The 24,983-nt window shown below is 40.7% G+C and carries 20 protein-coding genes; 9 read left to right on the top strand and 11 right to left on the bottom strand.

From position 1 onward, the window contains the following. Positions 1-30 precede the first annotated feature (30 nt). The 4 genes from Q4567_RS16845 to Q4567_RS16830 all read right to left on the bottom strand — a co-directional run bounded on the left by Q4567_RS16845 (position 31) and on the right by Q4567_RS16830 (position 5,677). The gene (locus Q4567_RS16845; RefSeq protein WP_303501183.1) at positions 31-1,809 is read right to left on the bottom strand and encodes an IlvD/Edd family dehydratase; all 1,779 of its coding nucleotides are present in this window, start codon (positions 1,807-1,809) and stop codon (positions 31-33) included. Then, positions 1,796-3,448: a glycoside hydrolase family 43 protein gene (locus tag Q4567_RS16840; protein ID WP_303501200.1), complete on the bottom strand. Its 1,653-nt coding sequence runs from the start codon at positions 3,446-3,448 to the stop codon at positions 1,796-1,798. Before Q4567_RS16840 ends, Q4567_RS16845 begins: the two co-directional genes overlap by 14 nt. Before the next feature lie 390 nt (positions 3,449-3,838). Beyond that, entirely contained in the window at positions 3,839-4,837 is a 999-nt protein-coding gene (locus tag Q4567_RS16835) for a kelch motif-containing protein (protein ID WP_303501182.1), read from the bottom strand. Between the two features lie 9 nt (positions 4,838-4,846). Next, a complete protein-coding gene (locus tag Q4567_RS16830) occupies positions 4,847-5,677 on the bottom strand; it encodes a hypothetical protein (protein WP_216050168.1) in 831 nt (276 codons plus the stop codon). Between the two features lie 296 nt (positions 5,678-5,973). On the opposite strand from Q4567_RS16830, the gene Q4567_RS16825 reads away from it, so the two are divergent. Next, the gene (locus Q4567_RS16825; protein ID WP_303501181.1) at positions 5,974-6,978 is read left to right on the top strand and encodes a substrate-binding domain-containing protein; all 1,005 of its coding nucleotides are present in this window, start codon (positions 5,974-5,976) and stop codon (positions 6,976-6,978) included. 25 nt (positions 6,979-7,003) lie between these two features. Here Q4567_RS16825 and Q4567_RS16820 read toward each other — a convergent pair whose 3' ends face one another. Further along, positions 7,004-7,696 carry a GntR family transcriptional regulator gene (locus Q4567_RS16820; RefSeq protein WP_303501180.1) on the bottom strand — a complete coding sequence of 231 codons (693 nt, stop codon included), beginning with the start codon at positions 7,694-7,696 and terminating at the stop codon, positions 7,004-7,006. Positions 7,697-8,126: 430 nt separating this feature from the next. On the opposite strand from Q4567_RS16820, the gene Q4567_RS16815 reads away from it, so the two are divergent. From Q4567_RS16815 to Q4567_RS16785, 7 genes are all read left to right on the top strand, one after another. Beyond that, a complete protein-coding gene (locus tag Q4567_RS16815) occupies positions 8,127-11,237 on the top strand; it encodes a TonB-dependent receptor (RefSeq protein ID WP_216050171.1) in 3,111 nt (1,036 codons plus the stop codon). A 131-nt stretch (positions 11,238-11,368) separates the two neighbouring features. Continuing rightward, positions 11,369-12,103: a SapC family protein gene (locus Q4567_RS16810; protein ID WP_303501178.1), complete on the top strand. Its 735-nt coding sequence runs from the start codon at positions 11,369-11,371 to the stop codon at positions 12,101-12,103. A gap of 9 nt (positions 12,104-12,112) precedes the next feature. Then, positions 12,113-13,138, top strand: coding sequence for a cupin-like domain-containing protein (locus Q4567_RS16805; protein WP_303501176.1), 1,026 nt, complete (start codon positions 12,113-12,115; stop codon positions 13,136-13,138). Between the two features lie 44 nt (positions 13,139-13,182). Further along, positions 13,183-14,655, top strand: coding sequence for a tryptophan halogenase family protein (locus tag Q4567_RS16800; RefSeq protein ID WP_303501175.1), 1,473 nt, complete (start codon positions 13,183-13,185; stop codon positions 14,653-14,655). Continuing rightward, positions 14,642-14,941 (top strand): fibronectin type III-like domain-contianing protein, encoded by a 300-nt coding sequence (locus Q4567_RS16795; RefSeq protein ID WP_216050175.1) that lies wholly within the window; start codon positions 14,642-14,644, stop codon positions 14,939-14,941. Before Q4567_RS16800 ends, Q4567_RS16795 begins: the two co-directional genes overlap by 14 nt. A 301-nt stretch (positions 14,942-15,242) precedes the next feature. Further along, positions 15,243-16,325, top strand: coding sequence for a glycoside hydrolase family 26 protein (locus Q4567_RS16790; protein ID WP_216050176.1), 1,083 nt, complete (start codon positions 15,243-15,245; stop codon positions 16,323-16,325). A gap of 735 nt (positions 16,326-17,060) precedes the next feature. Further along, positions 17,061-19,277 (top strand): endo-1,4-beta-xylanase, encoded by a 2,217-nt coding sequence (locus Q4567_RS16785; RefSeq protein ID WP_216050177.1) that lies wholly within the window; start codon positions 17,061-17,063, stop codon positions 19,275-19,277. Between the two features lie 179 nt (positions 19,278-19,456). On the opposite strand, the gene Q4567_RS16780 is transcribed toward Q4567_RS16785, so the two are convergent. Both Q4567_RS16780 and Q4567_RS16775 read right to left on the bottom strand, forming a co-directional pair. Then, positions 19,457-19,900, bottom strand: coding sequence for a cupin domain-containing protein (locus tag Q4567_RS16780; protein ID WP_216050178.1), 444 nt, complete (start codon positions 19,898-19,900; stop codon positions 19,457-19,459). Then, the gene (locus Q4567_RS16775; protein ID WP_303501174.1) at positions 19,881-20,078 is read right to left on the bottom strand and encodes a hypothetical protein; all 198 of its coding nucleotides are present in this window, start codon (positions 20,076-20,078) and stop codon (positions 19,881-19,883) included. The genes Q4567_RS16780 and Q4567_RS16775 overlap by 20 nt, the downstream gene beginning before the upstream one ends. A gap of 206 nt (positions 20,079-20,284) precedes the next feature. Here Q4567_RS16775 and Q4567_RS16770 point away from each other — a divergent pair, with 206 nt between their 5' ends. Continuing rightward, positions 20,285-21,436, top strand: a complete 1,152-nt coding sequence (locus Q4567_RS16770) for an endo-1,4-beta-xylanase (RefSeq protein ID WP_303501173.1) — start codon at positions 20,285-20,287, stop codon at positions 21,434-21,436. A 58-nt stretch (positions 21,437-21,494) separates the two neighbouring features. Here the strand turns inward: Q4567_RS16770 and Q4567_RS16765 are convergent, their stop codons facing one another. From Q4567_RS16765 to tkt, 4 genes are all read right to left on the bottom strand, one after another. Beyond that, entirely contained in the window at positions 21,495-21,938 is a 444-nt protein-coding gene (locus tag Q4567_RS16765; RefSeq protein WP_303501199.1) for a hypothetical protein, read from the bottom strand. Positions 21,939-22,132: 194 nt separating this feature from the next. After that, positions 22,133-22,462 carry a hypothetical protein gene (locus tag Q4567_RS16760; protein ID WP_252729374.1) on the bottom strand — a complete coding sequence of 110 codons (330 nt, stop codon included), beginning with the start codon at positions 22,460-22,462 and terminating at the stop codon, positions 22,133-22,135. A 15-nt stretch (positions 22,463-22,477) separates the two neighbouring features. Further along, complete coding sequence (locus tag Q4567_RS16755) at positions 22,478-22,861, bottom strand: hypothetical protein (protein WP_216050180.1); 384 nt, start codon at positions 22,859-22,861, stop codon at positions 22,478-22,480. A gap of 78 nt (positions 22,862-22,939) precedes the next feature. Beyond that, positions 22,940-24,958: a transketolase gene (tkt, locus tag Q4567_RS16750; protein WP_303501172.1), complete on the bottom strand. Its 2,019-nt coding sequence runs from the start codon at positions 24,956-24,958 to the stop codon at positions 22,940-22,942. Positions 24,959-24,983 lie beyond the last annotated feature (25 nt).

Here is a 24,983-nt window from a genome sequence, read left to right as displayed (position 1 = left end):
AAGTAAACCTATTAAATAATGTAAGTCACACTAATGGTTGTGACGAGGTAGTTTGTGTGAAATTTTATGGTACTTTGTTGCCAATTCGATAACCCCGCCTTGAGACAGATCGCTAACCGTGCTGCGATAGATTTCTTGCCAGGGCGTGTCAGATACCGGTGTCGAGAGAGTCTTATTTTGTTTACGCTTTGCCATTTCTTCCTGGCTTAAAGCCACATCACATTTTCCGTTAATCAAATCGATGCGCAGCATATCGCCGCTTTCGATATAGGCGAGTCCTCCACCGGTGGAGCTTTCAGGGGAAACGTGCAAGATCGAGGGGCTGTCAGAGGTTCCCGACTGCCTGCCGTCCCCCAGTGTGGGTAAACTCGTGATCCCTTTCTCTATAAGGTAGTTTGGGGGTTGCATGTTGACTACCTCAGCAGAGCCAGGCCAGCCTACGGGGCCTGCACCGCGCAATACAAGTATGCAAGATGCGTCAATGTTTAAGGCAGGATTATTGATGTTTTTATGGTAGTCCTCAGCATTTTCAAACACCACAGCCCTAGCGTTAAACACGCCCTCACTACCGGGTTGCGATAGAAAACGCTGTTTGAAATCAGGAGATATAACACTGGTTTTCATTATCGCGAAATCGAAGAAATTTCCCGAGAGTACCGCGAACCCAGCATTGTCTAACATGGGGGCGTTGAAGGGTTTTATAACCGCTCTATCGCTGGTTTGTTTACCTTGTATATTGTCTTTCAATAAATGACCAGATACGGTCAGCACATCTCCGTCTAATTCACCGGCTTCTAGTAGCTCCCATAATACGGCTGGCACACCGCCAGCACGATGAAAGCGTTCGCCTAAAAATTCCCCACTAGGTTGTACATTGACTAACAGTGGAATGGGTCTGGCTAGTTCATTCCAATCTTGGGCGCTTATTTCGACGCCCGCATGTTTTGCCATCGCCATAAGATGAGGCTGTGCATTGGTAGAACCACCTATAGCGGCAATAAGTTTCATTGCGTTGATAAAAGCCGCGCGTGTGAGAATACGTGATGGCACTAAGTCTTCGTAGACCATTTTCACAATACGCTCACCGGTACGATAGGCGATTTGACCTCGCTCTCGATAAGGAGCAGGAATCGCAGCACATCCGGTTAGAGACATGCCCAGTGCTTCTGCTACCGAATTCATTGTTAAGGCCGTGCCCATCGTATTGCAGTGTCCCGCTGAAGGCGCTGAACTCATGGCTAAATTGAGAAATTCTTCTTCGTCTATTTCACCCGCTGCGAGTCGCTTTCTTGAACGCCAGATCACGGTCCCAGAACCGACTAGTTCATTATTATGCCAACCATCTAACATTGGACCTCCAGACAAAACGATGGATGGTATATCAACAGTAGACGCCGCCATAAGGCTTGAAGGTGTGGTTTTGTCGCAGCCGGTGGTAAATACGACGCCGTCAATGGGATAGCCGTACAATATTTCGACCAAGCCTAGATAGGCCAGATTTCTGTCTAAAGCGGCGGTAGGGCGGCGGCAGTTTTCAAAAATCGGATGACTTGGAAATTCGATGGGTATGCCACCGGCTGCTTGAATACCGTCTTTTACCCGGGCAGCAAGCTCTATATGTATACGATTACAAGGCGCAAGATCACTGCCTGATTGGGCAATACCTATAATAGGTTTACCGGAGCGTAGCTCTTCTGGTGTAATGCCATAATTCATAAAGCGCTCTAAATATAAAGCAGTGAGGTCAATGTGTTCTTTGTTGTCGAACCAATCTTGAGAGCGAAAACGCGTTTTTTTATGTGCGGTCATGGTCTACATCTTTCGTTAAATTGTTACTAGAGGGAATGGGGCGATATTCAAACTGTTGGAAATCGGCATGAATACCTCTGTTGCTTAAATCACTGCAATGTAAACAGACGAATGCCCCGGTGAAAAAGCCTTTGCCTTTGACATAATCATCGGATAATTTCCACGTCTCGAAAGTCAAATCGATAGGACTCCAGTTGTCTTTTTCTAAGGCGTAGCTAAAGGATAGTGTTTGCGCTCTAACGCTTACTTTGAGTGCTACCGACTCTTGCCATGCGGGTAGTGCTATGGGGCAGTCGTATAGAAAATATTTGGCATCGTTGTTATCAAGTTGGATTATTTTTAGGCTGCGCGAGCCAAGAGCACTATCAAAATCGATGAAACAATAAATCCAATTTTGGGTATTGTAGTAACAAACGAGCCCCGCATTTTGTTGTGGATTGACAGGTTTGAACGACAAAGTGGTTAAGGCGTCAAACTGAAAATGTTTCCATCTGTGGCCAACGGTCGCTTGGGTAAATTGTGAGATAAGAGGATCACGACCAAATAGTCTTAAGCACTTATTGTCAGAGCATATCTCGCCTAACTCTTCACTAAATGGCACGCGCAGTGTCTGCCATTCTGCATCTAACTTCTCTGAGTCAAACCGATCAATAAAGATTTCATCAGGAGCATCGTTTGAGCTTGAAAAGTCAGGAGCGGTTATCGCTGATTTTGCATGTTGGCCACCGACTACATAGGGCCAATTATCTCGCCACTCAATTTGATCAATTGCGGTTTCACGACCTAAGGGACAATAGCCCTTTGTTTGTTCTGGCGCGGATTGAGTATTAGTATTTAACGGACGGCCTACTAAAAACACCATGTACCATTGGCTATTATGGGTTTGCAACATTGCCCCGTGCCCGGCTTTTTGCAATGCATGTTCGGGCATGTGAGCACTGGTTAAAATCGTCTCGTCGGGATGTAACTCAAAAGGTCCTGTTAGTTCACGACTTCGCAGTACAGTAACTGCATGATCGTAAGCTGTACCGCCCTCTGCGACGAATAGATAGTAGTAGCCTCCTACCTGATAAATGTGTGGCGCCTCTGTTAGTTTTCGCTCAGTACCGGTGAATATAATGCTGCTTTTTTCAGACAGGCTACGCGTATCATGAAAATACTCTTGTAATACAATGTGATTGTGAGGGTTGCTATGATGACGAGGACCCCATTCTCGATAGGTAATATATTTTTTGCCTGATGCATCATGAAACAACGAGGGGTCAAACCCTGCAAATGGTAGCTGAATAGGCTCGCTCCATGGTCCCTCTATGTTAGACGCGGTTACCAAAAAGTTATCACCGCATTTCCATGGGCTTTCTACACTTTTTACGTTTGAATACACTAACCAAAAAAGACCATCATGATGAGTTAAGCAGGGAGCCCAAACTCCGCCAGAGTTAGGGATACCTCGCATATCTAGTTGGCTTACCCGATCGAGTGGATATGCAACCAATTGCCAATCTTGCAAGTTCTTACTGTGATAAATGCGAACCCCAGGAAACCATTCGAATGTGGAAGTGGCTAAGTAGTAGTTGTCACCTTGACGGCAGATGACGGGGTCGGGATTGAAGCCTTTAATAATTGGGTTGCTAATCATTTGCACCAGAGCAGTCTCTCTATTTATGTTTCGTTTTGTTCAGCCAATAGGTGATGGAGATACAAACGCTTTACGTTACTAATTTGTTAACCAATCTAAAATGTTCCCGGTAACATTTCAAGGCGTCATCTCACTATGAGTAACTAACGTAAAGATTAAATGCCTTTCCATAATGCATTTACTATCTGACTCTGTTCCCCTATCTAACATTGCAGATAAGATGGGGAGCAGTGTGGCATTTTATCTTGAAGACAATTATTGCTTGTAGGTTTAATCAGCTTATTAGGCAGATAGTGTTTTGCTAGGCGCGATAAAGCTGACTTTTTAGTAGTTGCTACGAAGAGCTCATAAACGGGTCTTAGTTTATGAGCTTCTACCTATCACTTAGTGTTATTTAAACATATCGTCGGCCAATATCCGTTCAACTGAATCGAGTTCAGGAGAGCCGCCTTGCATACCCGAGCCTGATGCTATCCAAAGGTAGCCGTTCATCTTTATGACACCACTACCATGTCTTCCTTGTATCAAAGATGGGGCAGATGACCACTGACCTTGCAATATATCGTAACGGTGAACTTCTTCATGGGCTTTATTTGGGTTGGCACTTTCTCCGCCTACCGCGATGAAGCTGTTATGCTCAGCGTACACTGAAAGACCTGCTCTAGGTATTGGTAGCGCCTGAGGGAGGGTCGACCATGTTTGACTAGCTATATCGAATACATCGACCTTTTCTTCAACTAATTCAAATACTTTATTTTGCGCACCCAACGTTCGCCGCCCACCAATCACATAGATTTTATTGTCTATCAATACCCCTTGAGCGTGATCGCGAGAATGGGGGGCGTTGGGTAAGATAGACCACTTTTGGGTGCGTAAATCTAGGCTGTCAACCCAGCTTACGTTACCGTCGAGGTGACCATTTGTAATTCCACCAATCAAATAAAGTATGTCTTGGTTTACCACTGCAATAGCACTACCCCTTAGTCTCTCTTTGGGAATGGCCGTGCCCTGTTGCCAAGCATTTTTATGGGGTGAAAAAAAGTAAATGTGTGCTACTGGCTTTTCATCAGGGTATTGACCCGTCAGCGCGCCGGCAATAAGGATTTGGTCTTGCCACACAACAGGTTGAAAATGATGTAGTTCAAGAGGTGAAGGTGATAGGTTTCGCCAATTTAGGTTACTAGGTTCAAGCTCATCAACTGACTTAATACCTCGCCCACCAATTAAATACCCCTTGTTGTTTAATTGTACAAATCCAGCTTCATGGCGCACTGAAAATGTGCCATTAGTTTCTACTTGGTCCCAGGTTTGTTGTGCCGCAAAAGCCATCACACTGCATGCATACAGCAAACCTACAATGAGTCGTTTTGGATTGAAAAGAGTCAACATTGTCTACGGCTACCTGTTGAATTTAGCAAAAAATTGCTCAACGGTGTCGACCTCTGTAATACCTAAAATCCAGATTACTTCTACTAAATCTGAAAAATCAGCGCCGCCATAGTGAATACTATCATTCTGGTATCGCTCATTTACACCGTTATATTGGGTACTAATTGCGTTAGCTATTTTCCATACCTGTGATGATGGTAAATTGTCCGCTTCAAGTTTTTTCACTGAAAAAGAAGTGTTATTAAAGCCCGGGGAGCCATTTGCTGCGACATTGCCATCAGGTACTTTGACATAAGTAGTGTGGGCTTTAACAAAGGCTAGGGCATCCTTACTGGTTTCATTTTCATTCCATGTACTGTGTTGAACTACAATAATTTGGTCTTTCGTTAGCGGTTTATTCATTTGCGCCAAGTTGTGAAGTAGTTCTTGAGTAAAATCACTTTGACCGGCTTCTGCAACCCACACACGTCCACCTGATGCGATAGTTTGCGTAATGCGTTGTGCGGTGGCAGCAAGTGCCTGTTTACGTTGCATATGGGCATCGGTCCAATTGTTTTTAAACACTAAATCAAATAGCGAATCTGCTGGCACATATAAACCACCTTGCACACCATAGGTGCCACTAACAGCAAAATAGTTAATATTTTCAAAAGCTTTAGCTTTTATAATAAGATCCAGAGCGGCGATGGTATGTATATCATCCACGTCAGTTTTGAGGTCAAAATTTAGCAATAGTAAGTCTTTAGTTTTATCGAACTGGGGGACATCGTTAGCGGCGTGGCTCAATAGTGAGAATAAAACAGACACTGTAAAGAGGGTAAGTAAGTAAAGCCTTTTCATTTTAAAATTCCTTAAAGAAACGGGTTAGATTTATTGTATTTAAGTCATCATATACATGACTTAACAGCCAACATGGTTTTGAAAGCCTGACTCACCTTTTACTTTATATTGAGTCACTTCAATAACTAAGTTGAGCGGGTAGTCTCAATTTAGTGATATTAATGTATACATTAATAAGTTACCAGTAACATAAACTATGTTCAATAGTTTATTTTCATAAGAGACTTTTCCTGACAGTGCTTATTTAATAGATTATTGTGAGTAAATAATGCTAAAAATATTTGTGATTGAGATAGATGAGTAAAAACAAAGCAAAAAGAACGACATTACAAGACATTGCAGACGTAGTTGGCATGACAAAAATGACCGTCAGTCGCTATATGAAGAATCCCAATTTGGTCAAAGTTTCTTCCCGTATTCAGATTGAGTCAGCGATAAACAAATTAGGCTACATTCCTAATCGAGCCCCAAATATCTTATCGAAGGGGAAGAGCCACGCAATTGGTGTACTTTTTCCATCAATATCTAATCATGTTTTTGATGAAGTATTGCGTGGTATTGAGTCGGTTACTGAGCCCGCGGGTTATCAAATTATGATTGCTCATTACAGCTATTCAAAAGAACTCGAAGAAAAACGTATAGGCTCCTTACTTGGATATCATGTGGACGGCCTTATCTTGTCTGAGAATGTACATACTGCAAATACATTACGGATGATCAGTTCATCTGGTGTTCCGGTGACAGAAATAATGGATACCTGTACTCCCCCGATCCAACAGGCTGTTGGGTTCAATAATATGCAAGCGTCACAAAAAATGACGGAAAAGCTTATTCAAAAAGGATACAAGAATATCGCTTATATTGGCGCGAAAGGGGATGTACGGGATATATTGCGGCAAAGAGGTTATGAAGCAGCCATTGCAGAGCATGCACTTAAGTCTTTGATATTTCGTTCTCCGGATGTATCGTCGATTCGTTTAGGATCAGAAATACTGGATAGCATTCTTAGGGTACGTCCTAAAGTAGATGCGGCAATTTGTACCAATGACGATGTGGCCATGGGAGTGTTATTGAGCTGTAAGAAAAAGGGGATTCTGATCCCTGATGAACTTGCGGTTTCTGGCATGCATGGGCATGAGATGGGGCAGCTATATTCTCCCAAGCTGGCAAGTGTCATTACGCCGAGGTTTAATATTGGTAAAGTCGCTGCAGAGCAACTGCTGTCTCGTATTGATGGTGTGCAAGTTATCGATGAGTGCATCGATCTCGGATTCGAAATTAACGATGGTGAGAGTATTTAAAATATGATTATACAGCATTTCGGCTCTATAGATTATCAAACCTATACTTTTCGATGATATTGAGTAAGTTTTGCTTACCTTTCTGACGATGTAAGCTATGTATTTCCGCTGCTTTTTTTGCATTCCCAGCTCGAATAGCCTCTACAACTGCTTTATGATCAGCTGTCGAATCTGTGGGTTTATTACGTAGTTCAAGTGTAAAGTAGCGAACTCTATGGGCTTGCCCCCAGAACTGAAGAACCGCCTGCTTCAAGCGAACATTTCCGCATAATTCTAATAAACACAGATGAAACTCTTCATCAGCTTCGGCCCACTCTTTCAAATTGTCTTGTTGTAATGCCTTTTCCATCCGCAATGTAGGCAGTTCAAGCTGCTTAAGCTCTTGTTCTGTAATAGTCTTTTTTGCGACCTTTTCAGCTAGTATCTTAGCGGCCTGAGCCTCTAATGCGGTCATGATGTCATAAATTTCGTTCATGTCAGCAGCGGATATAGGCTTAATAAATATACCTCGTCTAGGTCTGATTTCTATCAAACCTTCTTTTTCAAGCTGTACACACGCTTCACGAATGGGTGTTCGACTAATGTTGAGTTTTTCTACCAATACTTTCTCTAGTATTTGATCGCCTGCTCTGAACTCATTTTCCAAAATCAAAGCACGGATAGTCTGATAGGCCTTTTCAGAAAGGGATAATGCACTGGTTTTCATTGGTATATTCATACATGTCTTCTTTTACTAGTTGCAGATGATCGTTTTAAATAGATAGGTGTTTTTCTGGGTGAAAATATTAGGGGGATTATCCTTGCTTTCAATTTTCGTCATCCATTTATTGGCTATTTTCACTAAAGAATATTTGAATATATTTTAACTCATCTGATCCTTATTAAAAACTTAATATAGCTTGTTTTACTATGAGTTTATGAACTCCACATTTCTTAATGTCGGGGACATATAGTACGGAATTATTTAAAAGGGTGGTAATTTTTTATCGATTGTAAGTTGGGTGTTAATTTTTGGCGTTGACATGTTAACTATTTGTGATTAATGTATACATAGATGAATGATAATGTATACACTGTGGTGTGCAGGCTCTTTCGTCTACCGTCACACATAATCTAATTAACAGGAAGAAGAGCAAAAGGCTTAAAATATGAACACACACAATAAGTTTAAAAAGTCAGTGCTGACAAAGAGTATATCGCTGTTGTTGACGTCATCAGTCATCATGCCGACCATTGCACAAGAGTCTCCACCCAATGACGGAACTGAAGTCATTGCCGTTACTGGGATTCGCGGTAGTTTGTTTAACTCGATGAATCTTAAAAGAGATTCAGAAGGAGTAGTTGACGCTATTTCTTCGGAAGATATTGGTAAATTCCCCTCTACGAATTTAGCTGAATCATTACAACGTATTCCTGGTGTATCGATCGACCGAGTAAACGGAGAAGGATCACAGGTTACAGTACGTGGTTTTGGTGCTGACTTTAATCAGGTAACACTGAATGGTCGTACCATGCCCACCGCGAATGTGCCAATAGTCGGTGCAGGTAGTAGTGGCAGTGCTTCAGGTGCTTCAGGACGAGCGTTTGATTTTTCAAATTTATCCTCTGATGGGGTGCAGATACTAGAAGTATTTAAAACCGGCCGTGCAGATATTTCTTCAGGTGGTATTGGGGCAACTGTTAATGTTGTGACACGACGTCCACTGGGAACTGCGGGTCTGCAAGGCTCAATAAGTGCTAAAGCAATACATGATACATCGGTAGATGGAGGAAGCAGTATTACTCCTGAAATTGGTGGTTCTTTTAGTTGGGCAAATGAAGATAATACGTTTGGTATCGGTTTTTTTGGTGGGATATCAAATCGAGATAGTGCTGCAGCTGGAGCTACATCGTCATCGTGGAATGTGATCCCATATTCTGAGTTTTTAGGGCTAACTACCGAAGATACTATTATTACTAATGCACCTGCTTCTTTAGACCAATATGTGACTTTACCAAGAGATAGTCGCTACCAATTTTCAGAATTTGAACGCGAGCGTAGTAATGGTCAGTTAGTGTTACAGTTTGCACCGAGCGAAAATTTGTCAATGACAGCAGATTACACTTTTGCTGTGAATAAAGGAGTGGAAGAAAAAGTAGAATTTTATAATTGGTTCAATCGTCCCTTCACTGAGGTGGTATTTGACGATAGTCCGGTGCCAACTACTATTTTCATAAAAGAAAGAGCAATCAATAAAGGCGGCGGAATGCCTCAGGTTATGCGTGCAACAAAAGATGAGTTAAGTTCTTTTGGTTTCAACGCTGAATACTATTTAAATGATTCAGTTACGTTAACGTTCGATGGTCACTCTTCGAAGGCTGAAGTAACGCCTGACTCTCCAATGGGGTATACAGAAATTAATGTTGGTTTAGATCATAAATACGGTAACTCACCAACAGATTCAGCATTTCAATCGGTTGATTATAGTGGTGCAATTCCCGTGCGTACAGTTGAAACAATATCAGGAGCGACAGTTATTCGTCCTGAAATAGTTGCAAGTCAAGTTGCTAGTTTACGTAAGGTCACACAAATTAACGAAATTGATCAATACGATTTTCGTGCTGATTGGGTGTTAGAGGATGGAGCAAACTTAACGGTTGGTGCTAATTATCGAACCCAGAAGAATGTTGCCGATAGAACTGATTACCAACAAATTTTAGGAAATTGGGGGTCTGAATACCCTGGAGACGTAGAAAATTTAGCTCCTGGTTCGCTTGAAACTTTTTGCCTATCTTGTAAATTTAATGATCACACAATAGGTGGTGGCACGACTTCTGTTGGTGGAGCAACTAACAATGAAGTATATGCTGTTCGAGGAAATGCTGCGGATATTTTTGCTGCACTTTCGCCAGCTTATGAAGCCGGATACTCAAGTGCATCTTCTAGACCTCTTCGCGTTACAAGTAGCGCTTATGATGTTATTGAAGAAGATGTTACATCTATTTTTGTTCAGCTTACAAATGAATTTCAAATTGGCGGCTTAGACGCATATTTGAACGTGGGGCTTAGATATGAACAAACCGATGTTACTGCAACAACTGAATCATCTCCAACATCTGCCATTATTTGGCAAGGCGATAATGATTTTGCTAAGTCTGCGGCTGCATCGAGTTCTGGATTTTCTTCAGATTCATCTTACAGTAACTTGTTACCAAACATTGATCTTGCGATTAACCTAACTGATGAAGTTAAAGTACGAGCGTCATACAGTAAAACACTTGCAAGAGCGACATATAACAATTTATACGCTAGCGACAATGCAAATTCCCCTTCAGGTCCTACGGCTTTAGGAAACGTGGTAACGGGCAGTAAAGGTAATCCAGGGTTAAAACCATTAGAATCAGATAACTATGATGTGTCTGTAGAATGGTACTTCGATGAAACTAGTTATGTTTCAGCAGGCTTGTTTTCTAAGCGTGTAAGTAACTTTGTTGGTCGTGAAACGGTTAATGGTAACTTGTTTGGTTTACGTGATGCTTCGTCTGGCGCACCAGGTACTCGTTCAGGTATGGCACTGGAAATACTTGACAACTTAGGGGTGCTAGCAAACGAAATTAATCTATTTGCTGCAGCTGTATACGTTGACCAATCAGAAAGTATGGCCGAAGCAATGGCGTTGTTTATGGCTAATCAAGATGCTGATGGGAATATAGAGGATGCAGAATATGATCGTCTCGAAGGTAGCTTTGAGATAGTACCAAACAGTGATGATCCCTTATTCAACTTTGCTTTGAATCAACCTATCAACAATAATTCAGCTGAAATTAACGGGCTAGAGCTTCAAGCTCAGCACTTTTTTGGTGAATCAGGATTTGGCATTGTGGGTAGTTATACTGTAGTTAACGGAGATGTTGGATACGATATCTCTGGTGCTCCTAATGTATCTCAATTTGCATTACAAGGCTTGAGTGATACTGCAAACGTTACCTTGATTTACGAAAAGAATGGTTGGTCAAGTCGCTTAGCCTACAACTGGAGAGATGAATTCCTTGCTTCAGCCAATGATGGCAGCGGATTTAACAATCCTGTCTTTGTTGAAGATTATGGTCAGTTAGATTTCAACCTTAGTTATTCGTTTAATGATCAATTAGCAGTATCTTTTGATGCAATTAATTTAAATGAAGAAAGATCGAGATCGTTTTCGCGTTCGAAAACAGATTTACACTTTATTCGCGAAAATGCAGCGCGTTATTACTTAGGCGTAAGATACAAGTTTTAATAAATGATCAGTCAAACCGCTATTATTAGCGGTTTGACTATTTTATTAAAACGATGCATATCATGTTTTTGAGTGCAATAAATATTATTTAAGTATCTTATTTGATGTAATAAAAAGTAAATAGGTGTTAAATGTCGAATTATATAGCACTAGATTGTGTGGCTCACCAAAACCTGAAAGTATGTACTCAATACGATGAGGTATTTGGGGGTAACACCAATCATGCACTCGTTTTTCCTACCGAATTTGAAGTCCTACACAGAGAATATCCGATTTTTTTCCGTCGTAAGGAAACTTCAGGTTATTACGCTATCTGTATTTTAGGATTTGATAAAAATGAAAACCTTTTTCTAGAGAATGGGAATTGGGCTGCACGCTCTATCCCCGCTACGTTTATGCGAGGGCCATTTGCACTGCAACTCACACATAATGAAAATGCGCTCCAGACAGAGGCTGAGCCTATAGTAATGGTTGACCTTGATAACGCACGCATAAATCCAGATGTTGGAGAGTCAATATTTCAAGCTCATGGCGGTTATACTCCATATTTTAAGGAGATACTTCAAGCCATGCGTAAGATCCATGTGGGTAATCAAAGTACAGAATCTTTCTTTGCCATTTTAGATAAATTTAAACTGATAGAGCCTATTGAAATAAAGGTCGATATGGCAGAGAAAGGTACCTATAACATAGCCGATCTGTTCACGATAAGCCGTGAGCGCTTAGCAGAATTATGTTCTGATGAATTGCATGAATTAAATAGTTTGGGATTACTCGAACATTGTTTTTCTGTGGTATCGTCTGCTGGCAACATGTCGCACCTAGTGAATATGAAAATACGTAGCTCTGTATCGTCCAAATCATAGGTAAAGACAATGAACTATGATAATACCCTCCATACAATTAAAGCGTGTCAGTTTAATGAAATAGACTTTAATGCCCTGACTGAATTAGGGCGACCATGTTTAATAAAAGGTGCGATTGCTGACTCTCCTTTAGTACTTAAAGGCAAACACTCATTAAGCTTGGCACAAGAGTATTTAAAAGCTTTTTATACGCAAAAACCTATGTTGGTTTATCAATGCGAAGCTGAGGCAAAAGGTCGATTTTTCTATAACGCACAATTTGATGGAATGAACTTCACAACAAACTTTGCGCAATTAACAGATTTTTTTAACGATATAGAACAGGAACAGCAGACTCATAGTAACAAGGCTTTTTATATCGGCTCAGCCAGACTGAATGACTATTTTCCAGAACTACTGAAGACTAATTTACCCATCGATCATAACAACCTTTCTGGGCATTCAGCCCAAGCTGGAATTTGGCTTGGTAATAAAACTACAGCGGTTACTCACTTTGATACTTCAAATAATATTGCGGCCTGTATGCTTGGTCGGCGCAGATTTACTTTGTTTCCACCGACCCAAAGTGGCAACTTATATCCAGGACCTTTAGAACCAACACCCGGTGGACAAGTATTAAGTATGGTAGATATTTCAGCACCTGACTTTGAACGTTACCCCAAGGCACGCGAGGCTCTTAAACATGCAATCATTGTAGACTTAGAGCCAGGCGACTTGTTAGTTTATCCTGCATTGTGGTGGCATCAAGTTGAAGCATTAGATGACTTTAACGTGATGATCAACTACTGGTGGAATAGCACTCCTGATTATGTTGATGACCCAATGGCTACCTTATTACATGGCATGCTGAGTTTGCGTGATCGGCCACAAAGTGAAAAAGACGCATGGCAGGCATTATTTCAATATTACATTTTTGAAGACAAGCAGCAGGCACGACAACATTTACCTCAGCATACATGGGGAGCCTTACGCGATTTAGATGAATTAGGTTCTCGGGTATTGCGTAATAAAGTGTTGAAAAAGATTAATCGCTAAAGGTTTTGGCAAGTATTTATTGCTTAGCTCATAGGAAGTTTCAAATGAAAAAGGCACAAAAAGTGGTCATCGCGGGTGGCGGTACAGCGGGATGGATAGCAGCAGCGACCCTATCAAGTCAATTGGGTAGTCTAATTGATATCACCCTCATTGAATCTGCCGATATTGGAACCGTTGGCGTGGGCGAAGCAACCATACCGACACATAAAGCCTTTCACCGTCTTATTGGCGTTGACGAGCAAAAATTTTTGCAAAAAACCCAAGCGACCTTCAAATTAGGTATTGAATTTAGTAATTGGGGCAATATAGGTGATAGTTACTTTCATACCTTTGGTCAGATTGGACGTTCTACATGGATGGGCGACTTTCAACACTTGTGGCAACACGCCAAGACACTAGGTTGGGCTGGCGACTTACAAGATTATTGCGTCGAACTTCAAGCGGCTAAAGCAGGCAAATTTGGCATAGACAATAAAACCAACATTAACTATGCCTATCATTTAGATGCAGGTTTATACGCATCTTTTTTATGTGAATTTAGTCAACAGCGGGGCGTTAAGCGAATTGAAGGCACAATTGAGCACGTAACAATGGATAGTAAAAATGACCATATTAGCCACCTTGTCTTAAGTAATGGTACTAGTGTTGCGGGGGATTTATTTATAGATTGTACTGGCTTCAAAGGACTACTCATTAACGGTGCCTTGGGAGTGGGGTTTGAAGACTGGTCACATTGGTTACCTATGGATAGTGCATGGGCTGTGCAAACCCAAGGAATGCAGCCAATCCCACCGTACACAAAATCGATTGCTCACGATGCTAGTTGGCAATGGCGGATCCCTCTGCAAAACAGAGTGGGAAACGGCTTGGTTTTCTGCAGTGCATATAATTCTGAACAAGATGCGCTACAGTTACTCACAGATAACATTGAGGGTAATATGATCACCGAGCCTCGTTTGTTAAAGTTCAAAACAGGTAAACGTAAAAAAGCCTGGTTTAAAAATTGTGTGGCTATGGGCCTTGCTAGTGGCTTTCTCGAGCCTCTTGAATCAACTAGCATTCATCTTAGTCAAATAGCAGCAACAAGATTAGTACAGATGTTTCCTTTTAATGGCATGGATGAAAGCCTCCAAACCCATTACAACAATAGCGTTGATGGTGAGGTAAATAGCATAAGAGACTTCATTATTTTGCATTATAACTTGAACCAACGGCCTGAGCCTTTTTGGCAACATGTTGCAACTATGGCAATTCCGGACTCACTTCGACATAGGATGGAGCTATACACTAAAACCTCAATCGCGTATCAAAATGATGCAGATCTATTTCGTGTGGATTCTTGGAACCAAGTAATGATGGGTCAAGGGGCTAAAGTTGAAGGCTATCATCAAATGGGTCGCTTAGTTGCAAACGATAACTTACGCCAAGCGTTTAACGACTTACACAAGAACATCAAAATATTGGTTGAAGGCATGCCGATGCATGATGACTTTTTGAATCAATATGGCGTTCTTTAGTCCAGTCAAGTATTCAAATTTGATTATCGACGATAGCAAGGCACAAGCCAATGGCGTCATTAAAGCCAGAGTAAACATAACTAATACTGGGCAACATGATGGCGAGGAAGTAGTGCAATTTTCTGTGCACGACAAATTCGCCTCTGTTACCAGTCCGGTTAAGCAGTTAAAAGGCTTTAAGAGTGTTACTTTAAAAACCGAAGAGTCGGCGAAGCTCGAATTTAGTTTTCCGGTAAATATGTTGGCGTTTTACGATGCGCAAATGCAGCTTATTGTCGAACCCTGAGACATAGAATTAATGGTGGGAAGTTCATCAATGGTTATCCGGCAAAGTGTAGTTTTAAAAGTGTCAAGGGATACTTGAGTTATCTATCAAGAACAAAAAGTTTATTTGAGCAAGGTGCAAATATTTTAGTTAGGCACCAGTAAAATCAGAAGGAGCTCTATTTAAATATTTAAAAACTGGTTGGGTTTCTATTTGTGCTAATGGAAAGTACAAATGGCAACCTGAGATTATGGATCAATAGAATAGGAAGCTGATTCCTTAGTGAAGCCGACGAAAAACAAAGAGCGAAGAAATTATTACCATGAAAATTAAATTATTTATTCTAAGTGTGTTGGTTGCTATTGCCAGTTGCCAAAAGATCCTACAAGAAGGCATAGATTCACCTGAGGCAAAAAAACCAATTGCCTCTGCGGCTTTCGTATCTGAATATATGCCTCGCAAGTATTTTGGTGCAGTATTAGAGCCTGAAAGTGGAATTATTCACGGGGCAGGTCAGGACGTAGAAAGTTTCAATCATTATTCTTCATTATTTACTGATGAGCATAAACCACTTATCTACATGACATATGTCAGTATTAGTAAAGGAAGTGCGGAAGTTGAGAAATGGAAAAGTAAATTAAAAAAGGAAATAGATAGCCAAGTTAAACATAATACCGTGTTGCAAATTGGTTTGAGTTTTACTGGTGGTAATGATAAAGGAAAAGGTCTTGCAGAAGATGCTGCCAGTGGTGAATTCGACGAGGCTATTGACCAAGTTATACAATCACTTATTGAGTTAAATCGTCCTGCGTATTTAAGAATAGGGTACGAGTTTGAAGGTAGTTGGAATGGATATACTCCAAATGCTTATGTTGCTACTTTTAAACGCATAGTGAATAAAGCGAGAGATCAAGGACTTAAAAAAATAGCCTATGTTTGGTGCTCTGGTGGCGGTTCTGCAAATTTCATTACCTTCGACGAACTTATGAAATATTATCCTGGAGATGAATATGTTGATTGGTGGGGAGTCGATATATTTTCGCCAGAAGAAATCTCTAATCCTTGGCTTGGTAAATTTTATGCGTTATCTGCAAAACATGGAAAACCGGTGATGATCGGCGAAACAACTCCTCGTCATGTAGGTGTTAACAACGGTAAAAAAAGCTGGGACGCTTGGTACGGGCCATTTTTTAATATGGTAAAGCAACATCCTGAAATAAAAGCTATTAGCTATATTAATTGGGATTGGGACTATTGGGCTAAATTTCTAGATTTCCCTTGGCACAATTGGAAAGATGCTAGATTAGAGAAAAATAATGTTGTTCGCGAAGCGTATATTCAAGAAATGAATGACCCTATTTGGTTACACTCTCAGAACTTTAATGCTATTCCTTTAGATAAATAAACGAATTAACTATGTGTGCTGGCTTTTCAAATTATATTTGTTCTTAAATTTGTTAGCGAAACTAAAGGTAAAAGACTCGAACAAATGGATGAGTTCTAGCATAGTTTTTATTTAGATATCAGGGCTGTTCGTTTTTAATTACATTTCATTTGTATACTTACGCAGTTCTGAAAGCTGGATTAGGTAAAAGCCTCACCCTACTCGATGTGTTTGGGGAATTTCATCCAGATAAAATTAATAATTATCTCATTGCATTAGATATTAACAGCTTTTAAATATGCCTCATTTTATGAGGGCAAACAAGCTTAAGCAGCCGCGATCAAAGTATTCTTTCATTACTACTCCACGATGCTGATTATACAAATAGGTCAAATTTTGATCTTGATGGTTATTGTTAAATAGACTATAACAGTGTTGGTTTTAAGTTAAATTTATAACTTTATATTTACATTTAAAATGTAAGGATAAAAATAATTTAATTTTAGCCTTAACTATAAGTATCTCAATAAAAAAAATAGTCCCTTTTGTTTTTTATTGAGAGACGCTGTTTTTATAAGAGATGTTATAAAAAGAAGAATAAATAGCTGTATTTTATCTAATTAAGTTGTAGTCATAATGAATAAAACTAGTGTGTAATGCGATAAAAATAGCCTTTTATAACCGCTGAATTTACATGACGACTATTGCACCTTGATAAAAACAACTCATTTATTGCTTTAGTATAAGGAATAAAAAATGAAGAAATCGATCATTTGTTACACTGGGCTTGCAACTTTATTGTTGCTATTAGTGGCATGCGGAGATGATAACAGCATGGAAGACTCTGAAGCGGAAACTCCTATAGTCGAAGTGCCTGAAACACCAGAACTTGTAGCAGTAGAAATAGCCAATGGCGGCTTTGAGGAAGACACCGCTGGTGAAACGTCTCCGCTAGGAAATTGGGTATTCAGACCAGACCAAGAGCCAAACGCGGCTTCTACTATTGAAGTAATCGAATCGGAACAAGGGCTAAACAGCTATAAAGGCACAAAAGCTGTTGAGGTTGTTGTTAGTGCATTAGGGGATAATCCTTGGGGTATTGAAATAGCCTATGAAGATATTCTTGTCACTGGTGGTACAAACTATGAGTTTAGTGTTTGGGTCAAAGGTGAAAAGGGTACCAGTGCCGATTTTTGGGTGCAAACCCCCGCGCCTGCATATGGTCAACGCAGTTTAGTAAAGGAAACACTCACTGGTGAGTGGCAAAAAATCACATTGACAGCAAGCACGGCAGAAGCTGATTCTTTAATTAGGTTAGCGATCCATTTTTCGAAAACAGAGAACATCAATAAACCGATTTATATTGACGAATTTTCCGGCTTTGTTTTAGAGGATGTGCCTGCTGAAGAAATACCTGAGGTTCAATATAGCCCGGTTACCGCACAAAGCTTAAAAGCAATCGCTCCTGGCTTTAACTTGGGGGCAGCCGTTCCTGCCGGTGGATTTGATAACAGTATAATAGACAGACCAGAAGTAAAAACTATCATTGAACAGCATTTTAATCAGTTATCTGCTGAAAACATTATGAAGCCTACTTATATGCAACCAGTGCAAGGCGAGTTTTTTTATGATGATGCTGATGAACTTGTTAACTATGCGAAAGATAATGCACTCACTGTACACGGTCATGTGTTTATTTGGCATTCACAAATAGCACCTTGGATGCAAAGCTTCGAAGGTGATAGAGACGATTGGGTGACTATGATGGAAGAGCATATAACACAAGTCGCCACCCACTTTGAAGAGGCAGGTGAAAACGATACCGTTGTTAGTTGGGATGTAGTTAACGAAGCCTTTATGGAAAATGGTAAATACCGTGGTGAAAAAACCACGAATGATAGTGCCGATGAATCTGTATGGTTTGAAAATATAGGCGCTGAATTTTTGCCGTTAGCATTTAAAGCCGCAAGAGCAGCCGATCCCGATGCTGATTTATACTACAACGATTACAACCTTATTTGGAATGCTGATAAATTAGATGCTGTTATAGCGATGGTTAACGATTTTCACGCTCATGGCGTACCTATTGATGGTGTAGGTTTTCAATCTCATATTTCACTCAATAGCCCTGACATTGCAACAATTCAAGCTCAGCTACAAAAAGTGGTTGATATTCGCCCTAAAATCAAAGTAAAAATCACCGAACTAGATGTTCGTATGAACAACGAAGGTGGGACGCCCTTAACTTACCTAAGTAGTGAAAGGGCTGATGAACAAAAGCGGTATTACTACGATGTTGTTAAAACATATCTGGAAACAGTGCCTGTAGATCAGCGCGGTGGTATTACTTTTTGGGGCGTAATTGATGGAGATAGCTGGTTACAAAACTGGCCAGCCCCGACTACCGAATGGCCGCTGTTATTCTTTAATGATTACACGGCAAAGCCAGCATTACAAGGTGTTGCAGATGCGTTAGAAGAGCTAATTGAAGTCGTAGACGCTCCAGTGGCTGAAAATAAATTAACCAATGGTGACTTTGAAGCCGGACTTACGTCATGGCAAACTCGAGGCAGTGCCAATATTACGCTCGCAACAACACAGGCGCATAGTGGCAATAATAGTGCTTTAGTGCAAGGGAGAACAGAAACATGGAACGGAATTCAAAAAGATGTAAAAGGCTTATTCACAGCAGGTGAAATGTATAAAGTCTCTGCCTGGGTCAAGTTATCTGATGACAGTGCTACAGTGTCGCCAGGAATCAAATTAACGCTAGAAATAGCTCACGCTAGCACCGAGTACCTTGAGCTAACGCCTGTGACAACTGTTGCCGCCGGTGACTGGGTACAGCTAACAGGCACTTATACTCATTCGTACACAACCGAAGAAAGCGTAGCCTTACTCTATATTGAATCAAATGAACTCACTGCAGACTTTTATGTAGATGATGTATCGGTAACATTGATAGAAGAGTAATTAAGCTAAATAAAAGTTATTAAACCCAGATTAAATAGTCTGTATTGTTTTATGCAGGCTATTTTTTTGTATAAAAAAGCCTGATATGAGATCAGGCTATTTTTCTTCTAAAGCGAAGTGTTACTTAATCTCTTCGCACATAACTCTCTTGATCTATTTCAGTTAAAAGCGACCGAAATTTACTTAGCTTGATATCTCACGACTACAAATTTAAGCGGTATATCGCCGTCGTTATAAATGCCGTGCATGTCATTAGGGGCTGCAAATAAAATATCTCCAGCTTTAGCTGGTTGGCTTTTTCCATTGAGTGTCCAAGTGCCTGAGCCTTCGATAATCATTAAATATTCTTCATCAGGATGCTGGTGAGCGGGGTGTATTTCGTTATGGGGTTTAATAACGGCAACACCGGTAATAGCGCCCTTAGTGAGTGGCGTATCCCCATAAAAGTAAGTATGAAAATCAGCGCCTTCGTAGTGAGTGATGTGCGCTTCTTTTTGACTCACAATCGCTGATGTTAGTTGCGTGGGGTTATCTGTAGCACTCACGGGTAATGCAAGACTAAATGCAGCAACGGATGTCAGCAATACGTCGTTTACTATATGTTTAACTGTTGAATGATTCATGGTGATTATCCTTGTTATATTTACTGCTTAGTTTTATTCGGTATACCCAGTCGTTATCGGTCGAATTTAGTGGTGTAACGCGGATGCTGGTTTGCTCTGCACGGATATAAAGACTAAATATCAATGAGACGATAAATGCGCTAATGATTAATGACAGCTTTATTGTTTTGTTTTTCATATATGTCTTTTCTGATCAACAAACTAACTGGAGGCATTGATTGTTCAGTCTATTTTAATAAATAATTGTTGTCAAAAGGACTATATCTAAAATTGTGCATTTGAATAGCAAAATTTCGTAAATATTTTTGTTTAAAAGTAATGGTCTGATTGACAATTAGGTGCTAAATTTACTTTTGCAACATAAAAATAGAAAACAGGTACAACATGCACAAAAATAAACTGATTATCGCTATTTTATTTGGAGTGTCGAGTTTTACACTCGGCTGTAATAACTCTACAGAGCAGAATGCTGCAACAACCCCCATTGTTGAAAAAGCTCCAGAGCCATCAACACTCAAGGCTCGATTTAAAGATCACTTTAAAATAGGTACTGCCATTAGTCGTGATCAAATTTTGGGTGTATTGCCTGATGATTTAAATGTGGCAAAGGCGCAATTTAATACATTTACTCCTGAAAACTCAATGAAGTGGGAGCGCATTCATCCACAGCCTGATGTGTATGATTTTGAAGCCCCTGATGCCTTAGTTGAATATGCACAAGAGAATAACCAAGAGTTAGTTGGACATACATTAGTGTGGCATTCACAAACACCAGATTGGGTTTTTGAGGATGAACAAGGCGAGCCGCTTACTCGGGAAGCATTACTTAAACGTATGCAAGACCACATTTTTACAGTCGCAGGGCGCTATAGGGACCGCATTTTTGCCTGGGACGTTGTAAACGAAGCCCTTAACGAAGACGGCACGCTGCGCGAGTCTAAATGGAGCACCATTATAGGTGATGACTTTATAGAATACGCATTTACATATGCCAAGCAGGCTGCGCCTAATGCCAAGCTATATTACAACGATTACAACTTGTATAAGCCAGAAAAAAGAGCTGGCGCATTAGCGCTTATTAAAAACTTGCAAAGCAAAGGCATTCAAATAGATGGTATTGGAATGCAAGCACATTATTCGTTAGATAACCCTGAACTTTCGTTAATGGAAGATTCTATTGTCGCGTACGCTGCAACAGGGATTGATGTGATGATCACAGAACTTGATATTTCGGTATTGCCGTTCCCAGAAAGTGAAGAACAAGGGGCTGATATTTCGTTAGATATTGCCCTGCAAGAGCGTTTTAATCCATACCCTGATGGTTTGCCTTCTGAGGTAAATAAGCAGTTGGGCAAGCGCTACAAAGAGGTGTTTGCAATCCTCAAAAAACATGGCGATAAAATAAGCCGCGTGACATTTTGGGGCGTAAGCGATGCACGCACTTGGCGTAATGATTGGCCAATGCAAGGACGCACAGATTACCCATTATTAATCGACCGAGAGTTAAAACTGAAAAGCTTTGTAAACGATTTATAATCGCAAATAAAATTTCATCTCCCGTAAAGGATCGCTAAATAGCGATCCTTTTTTGGTTTTATAGTGTTGTTAAACAATAATTAATATGTGTTTGCAGAGGGGGTTCTGGGGCTAAAAAGGTAAATGGGAAATGTGGATTATTAGGGCTGTCGGGGCAAAACTGTGGCTCAAGGCAAATACCGTCAAAGGCATTAAAAGTATCTTTTAAATGATGCCCTGTATACACCTGAATAGCAGGGTAATTAGAGAGCACGTTAAGCATTAGTTTATTGTCGGGGCTAGTAAGCTCTGCATGTTGATTTATGGTTTGTAGGTTGAGTGTTTGTTCGCTCACAAAGTTGTGATCAATTTTATCGGCTTTATTGAGTTTGCGCGCACTTGTGTAGTCAAAAGGCGCATTATCAACCGGCGTTACTGAGCCTGTAGGAATGGACTGTGCATCGACAGGCGTATAATGCGCTGCTGCCAGTTTTAACGTATGGCCTTGAGCACAGTTATTAATGCCATTTAAATTAAAATACGGGTGCGATGTAGGCCCCGCAATAGTTTTTTATTACTGGTAATCGTAAATTTAATTTCAAGGTTACTTTGATTTTTGCTATTGGTTGTAAAACGATATAGCACATTAAATGTGGTTTTACCGGGGTAGCCGTTGTAACCATTGGGTAGGGTAATACTTAAACTTAGCGCATCTTTTTAATGGTAATCGAGTTGCCAAAATAAGTCGCTTAATGCTTTGTCACCACCATGGAGTTGGTTGGTGCCTTCGTTTTTATTAAGCGCATAGGCTATATTATCAATGTGTATTTGAGCGTTACTTAATCTGTTTGCATAAGGCCCGGCTACAGAACCCAAGTAAAACGGATCGCTCAAATAGTCATTAATATTAGCGTAGCCAAGTATGATATTGCGCTTTTTATTATCAACATGGGTAACCCAGCTGGTAAGCCGGGCACCGTAGTTAATAATAGAAATAGTGTCGTTTGCCTCATTACTTAGTGTGTATTGAACAATTGAAGTTGTCATGGTTTTCACTTTTTTCTAATTATTCATTCTGGCCTTTTTTATTTCTTCTTTTACGATTGGGTAAAGGTCGTATGTTGGATAAAACTCAGTGCTGTAGGCTTTCCAACCATAACGTTCTATTGATAAGTTTACTTTTGGTAATAGCGCTGCTGGGAAACGTAATGTCACTACTTGCCCTATGCCCATCATTACTTTCCAAGATTCTACCGTTGCGCCCTCTGGCGGGAAGTGTTTGTAAAAGTTAGCGTCGTTGAGTATTTGTTTTATTTCAGGGAGGTTTTTTGATTGGTCGTGCTTTAAAAAAATCGTTAGCATTAATTCATCATTTTGGGTGTCATTTGCCCATGTATTAAAACTAGTACTAGCACTAAAGAGCATAATTAATAGTAAGTATTTCATAATTCACCTTTGTTATTTAACTATGAAAATGCGCCGAGTTTTGGGAGGCTTAGCGCATTAATTGGACAAAATTTGTTATTAAGTGTTGGCTTCTATTAACGCCTGCGCGGTACTCACTACATTTTGGGTGGTAAAGCCAAAGTGCGCTAATAACACGTTACCTGGCGCCGACTCACCAAAGGTGCTCATACCAATCACTTTGCCTTGTAAGCCAACATATTTAAACCAGAAATCTTGGTGTGATGTTTCAATTGCAATGCGGTTTACTACCGAATTTGGTAATACACTTTGCTTGTAATCATCTGATTGCTGATCAAACAAGGTCGTGCTTGGCATTGAAACTACACGTACTGCAACACCTTGAGTTGTGAGCTCTTTTGCGGCTTGTATTGCTAAATCAACCTCAGATCCCGTTGCAATTAAAATAAGCTCAGGCGCTTTACTACTATCGCTAAGTATATAGCCGCCTTTTTCTATGTCGTTAATTTGCTGAGCTGTACGTGGCTGGTGGTTTAGCCCTTGGCGACTAAAAATAAGTGCTGTAGGTTGTTGCTGATTTTGTATTGCGTTTTTCCACGAAACGGCGGTTTCTACCGCATCACATGGGCGCCATGTTACAAGGTTTGGCGTCATACGCAGATTGGCTAGTTGCTCAATAGGTTGGTGAGTTGGACCGTCTTCACCTTGGCCAATCGAGTCATGAGTATACACAAATATATTTTGAATACCCATGAGTGCCGACATTCTTACTGCGTTACGGGCATATTCCATAAACATTAAAAATGTTGCACCGTAATTAATAAAGCCAGAGTGCAGAGATATGCCATTCATAATGCCGCTCATACCAAATTCGCGCACACCATAAAACAGGTAATTACCGCTGGCGTCATCTGCGCTTATGCCTTTAGAGCCAGACCAAAGTGTTAAGTTAGAACCGGCTAAATCGGCAGAGCCACCCAGTAACTCTGGTAAATACGGGGCAAAGGCTTCAATAGTGTTTTGCGATGCTTTACGGGTGGCAATGTTGGCCGCGTCTTTATTGCATTGTGCAATATAGTTATTTGCAATGTCTTCAAAGTTTTCAGGCAGAGTACGTTTAATAACGCGGCGCTCAAATTCTTTGGCAAGCTCAGGGTAGCGGCTGGCGTAATCGCTAAACAGTTGCTGCCATTGCTGTTGTTTTTCATCACCGCTTTTTTTTGCGTCCCAATGGGCGTAAATATCATCGCTGATACTAAATGCTTCACGTGGTAGATTTAAAAATTTGCGCGCAGCCGCTATTTCATCATTACCCAGTGGCGAGCCATGGCAATCGTGCGAGCCTGATTTATTTGGTGAGCCATAACCAATCACAGTTTTACAACAAAGTAGGGTGGGTTTATCGCTTACTTGTTTAGCTTGTGAAATGGCGTTAGCTATTTGCTCAGGGTCGTGTCCGTCAATATCTGTTATTACATGCCAGCCATAAGCATCAAAGCGTTTCGCTGTATCGTCGGTAAACCAGCCTTCTACGTGACCGTCGATGGATATGCCATTATCATCCCAAAAGGCAATAAGTTTACCTAGGCCTAATGTGCCTGCAAGCGAACATGCTTCGTGCGATATGCCTTCCATTAAACAGCCATCGCCCATAAAACAGTAAGTGTAATGATCTACTATATCAAAACTCTCTTTGTTAAATTGTGCGGCGAGGGCTTTTTCGGCAATAGCCATGCCCACTGCATTTGATACACCTGCGCCAAGCGGGCCTGTTGTTGTTTCAACACCTGGGGTATAACCGTATTCAGGGTGACCTGGGGTTTTTGAATGCATTTGCCTAAATTGTTTAAGCTCGCTTAGTGGTAGTTCGTACCCACTTAAATGCAATAAAGAATAAATAAGCATAGATCCGTGACCGTTACTGAGTACAAAGCGGTCTCGGTTTGGCCAATTTGGATCGTTTGGATTGTGGTTTAAAAAGTCGTTCCACAGTACTTCGGCTATATCGGCCATACCCATCGGTGCGCCCGGATGCCCTGAGTTTGCTTGCTGGACCGCATCCATGCTGAGTGCGCGAATGGCATTTGCAAAGGGGGCACGAGAAGAAAGCTGAGTCATATATTACCTTAAATATCATTAAAAA

The organism is Aliiglaciecola sp. 2_MG-2023, assembly GCF_030548145.1.
Lineage (GTDB): Bacteria > Pseudomonadota > Gammaproteobacteria > Enterobacterales > Alteromonadaceae > Aliiglaciecola > Aliiglaciecola lipolytica_A.
The sequence above is the reverse complement of the archived record's forward strand: the minus strand, read 5'-3'. Positions and strand labels throughout refer to the sequence as shown.

Bases quoted from the DNA above. Each gene is read 5' to 3' on its own strand.
- Q4567_RS16845 (WP_303501183.1), bottom strand. From the start codon at position 1,809: ATGACCGCACATAAAAAAACGCGTTTTCGCTCTCAAGATTGGTTCGAC.
- Q4567_RS16840 (WP_303501200.1), bottom strand. From the start codon at position 3,448: ATGATTAGCAACCCAATTATTAAAGGCTTCAATCCCGACCCCGTCATC.
- Q4567_RS16835 (WP_303501182.1), bottom strand. From the start codon at position 4,837: ATGTTGACTCTTTTCAATCCAAAACGACTCATTGTAGGTTTGCTGTAT.
- Q4567_RS16830 (WP_216050168.1), bottom strand. From the start codon at position 5,677: ATGAAAAGGCTTTACTTACTTACCCTCTTTACAGTGTCTGTTTTATTC.
- Q4567_RS16825 (WP_303501181.1), top strand. From the start codon at position 5,974: ATGAGTAAAAACAAAGCAAAAAGAACGACATTACAAGACATTGCAGAC.
- Q4567_RS16820 (WP_303501180.1), bottom strand. From the start codon at position 7,696: ATGAATATACCAATGAAAACCAGTGCATTATCCCTTTCTGAAAAGGCC.
- Q4567_RS16815 (WP_216050171.1), top strand. From the start codon at position 8,127: ATGAACACACACAATAAGTTTAAAAAGTCAGTGCTGACAAAGAGTATA.
- Q4567_RS16810 (WP_303501178.1), top strand. From the start codon at position 11,369: ATGTCGAATTATATAGCACTAGATTGTGTGGCTCACCAAAACCTGAAA.
- Q4567_RS16805 (WP_303501176.1), top strand. From the start codon at position 12,113: ATGAACTATGATAATACCCTCCATACAATTAAAGCGTGTCAGTTTAAT.
- Q4567_RS16800 (WP_303501175.1), top strand. From the start codon at position 13,183: ATGAAAAAGGCACAAAAAGTGGTCATCGCGGGTGGCGGTACAGCGGGA.
- Q4567_RS16795 (WP_216050175.1), top strand. From the start codon at position 14,642: ATGGCGTTCTTTAGTCCAGTCAAGTATTCAAATTTGATTATCGACGAT.
- Q4567_RS16790 (WP_216050176.1), top strand. From the start codon at position 15,243: ATGAAAATTAAATTATTTATTCTAAGTGTGTTGGTTGCTATTGCCAGT.
- Q4567_RS16785 (WP_216050177.1), top strand. From the start codon at position 17,061: ATGAAGAAATCGATCATTTGTTACACTGGGCTTGCAACTTTATTGTTG.
- Q4567_RS16780 (WP_216050178.1), bottom strand. From the start codon at position 19,900: ATGAATCATTCAACAGTTAAACATATAGTAAACGACGTATTGCTGACA.
- Q4567_RS16775 (WP_303501174.1), bottom strand. From the start codon at position 20,078: ATGAAAAACAAAACAATAAAGCTGTCATTAATCATTAGCGCATTTATC.
- Q4567_RS16770 (WP_303501173.1), top strand. From the start codon at position 20,285: ATGCACAAAAATAAACTGATTATCGCTATTTTATTTGGAGTGTCGAGT.
- Q4567_RS16760 (WP_252729374.1), bottom strand. From the start codon at position 22,462: ATGACAACTTCAATTGTTCAATACACACTAAGTAATGAGGCAAACGAC.
- Q4567_RS16755 (WP_216050180.1), bottom strand. From the start codon at position 22,861: ATGAAATACTTACTATTAATTATGCTCTTTAGTGCTAGTACTAGTTTT.
- tkt (WP_303501172.1), bottom strand. From the start codon at position 24,958: ATGACTCAGCTTTCTTCTCGTGCCCCCTTTGCAAATGCCATTCGCGCA.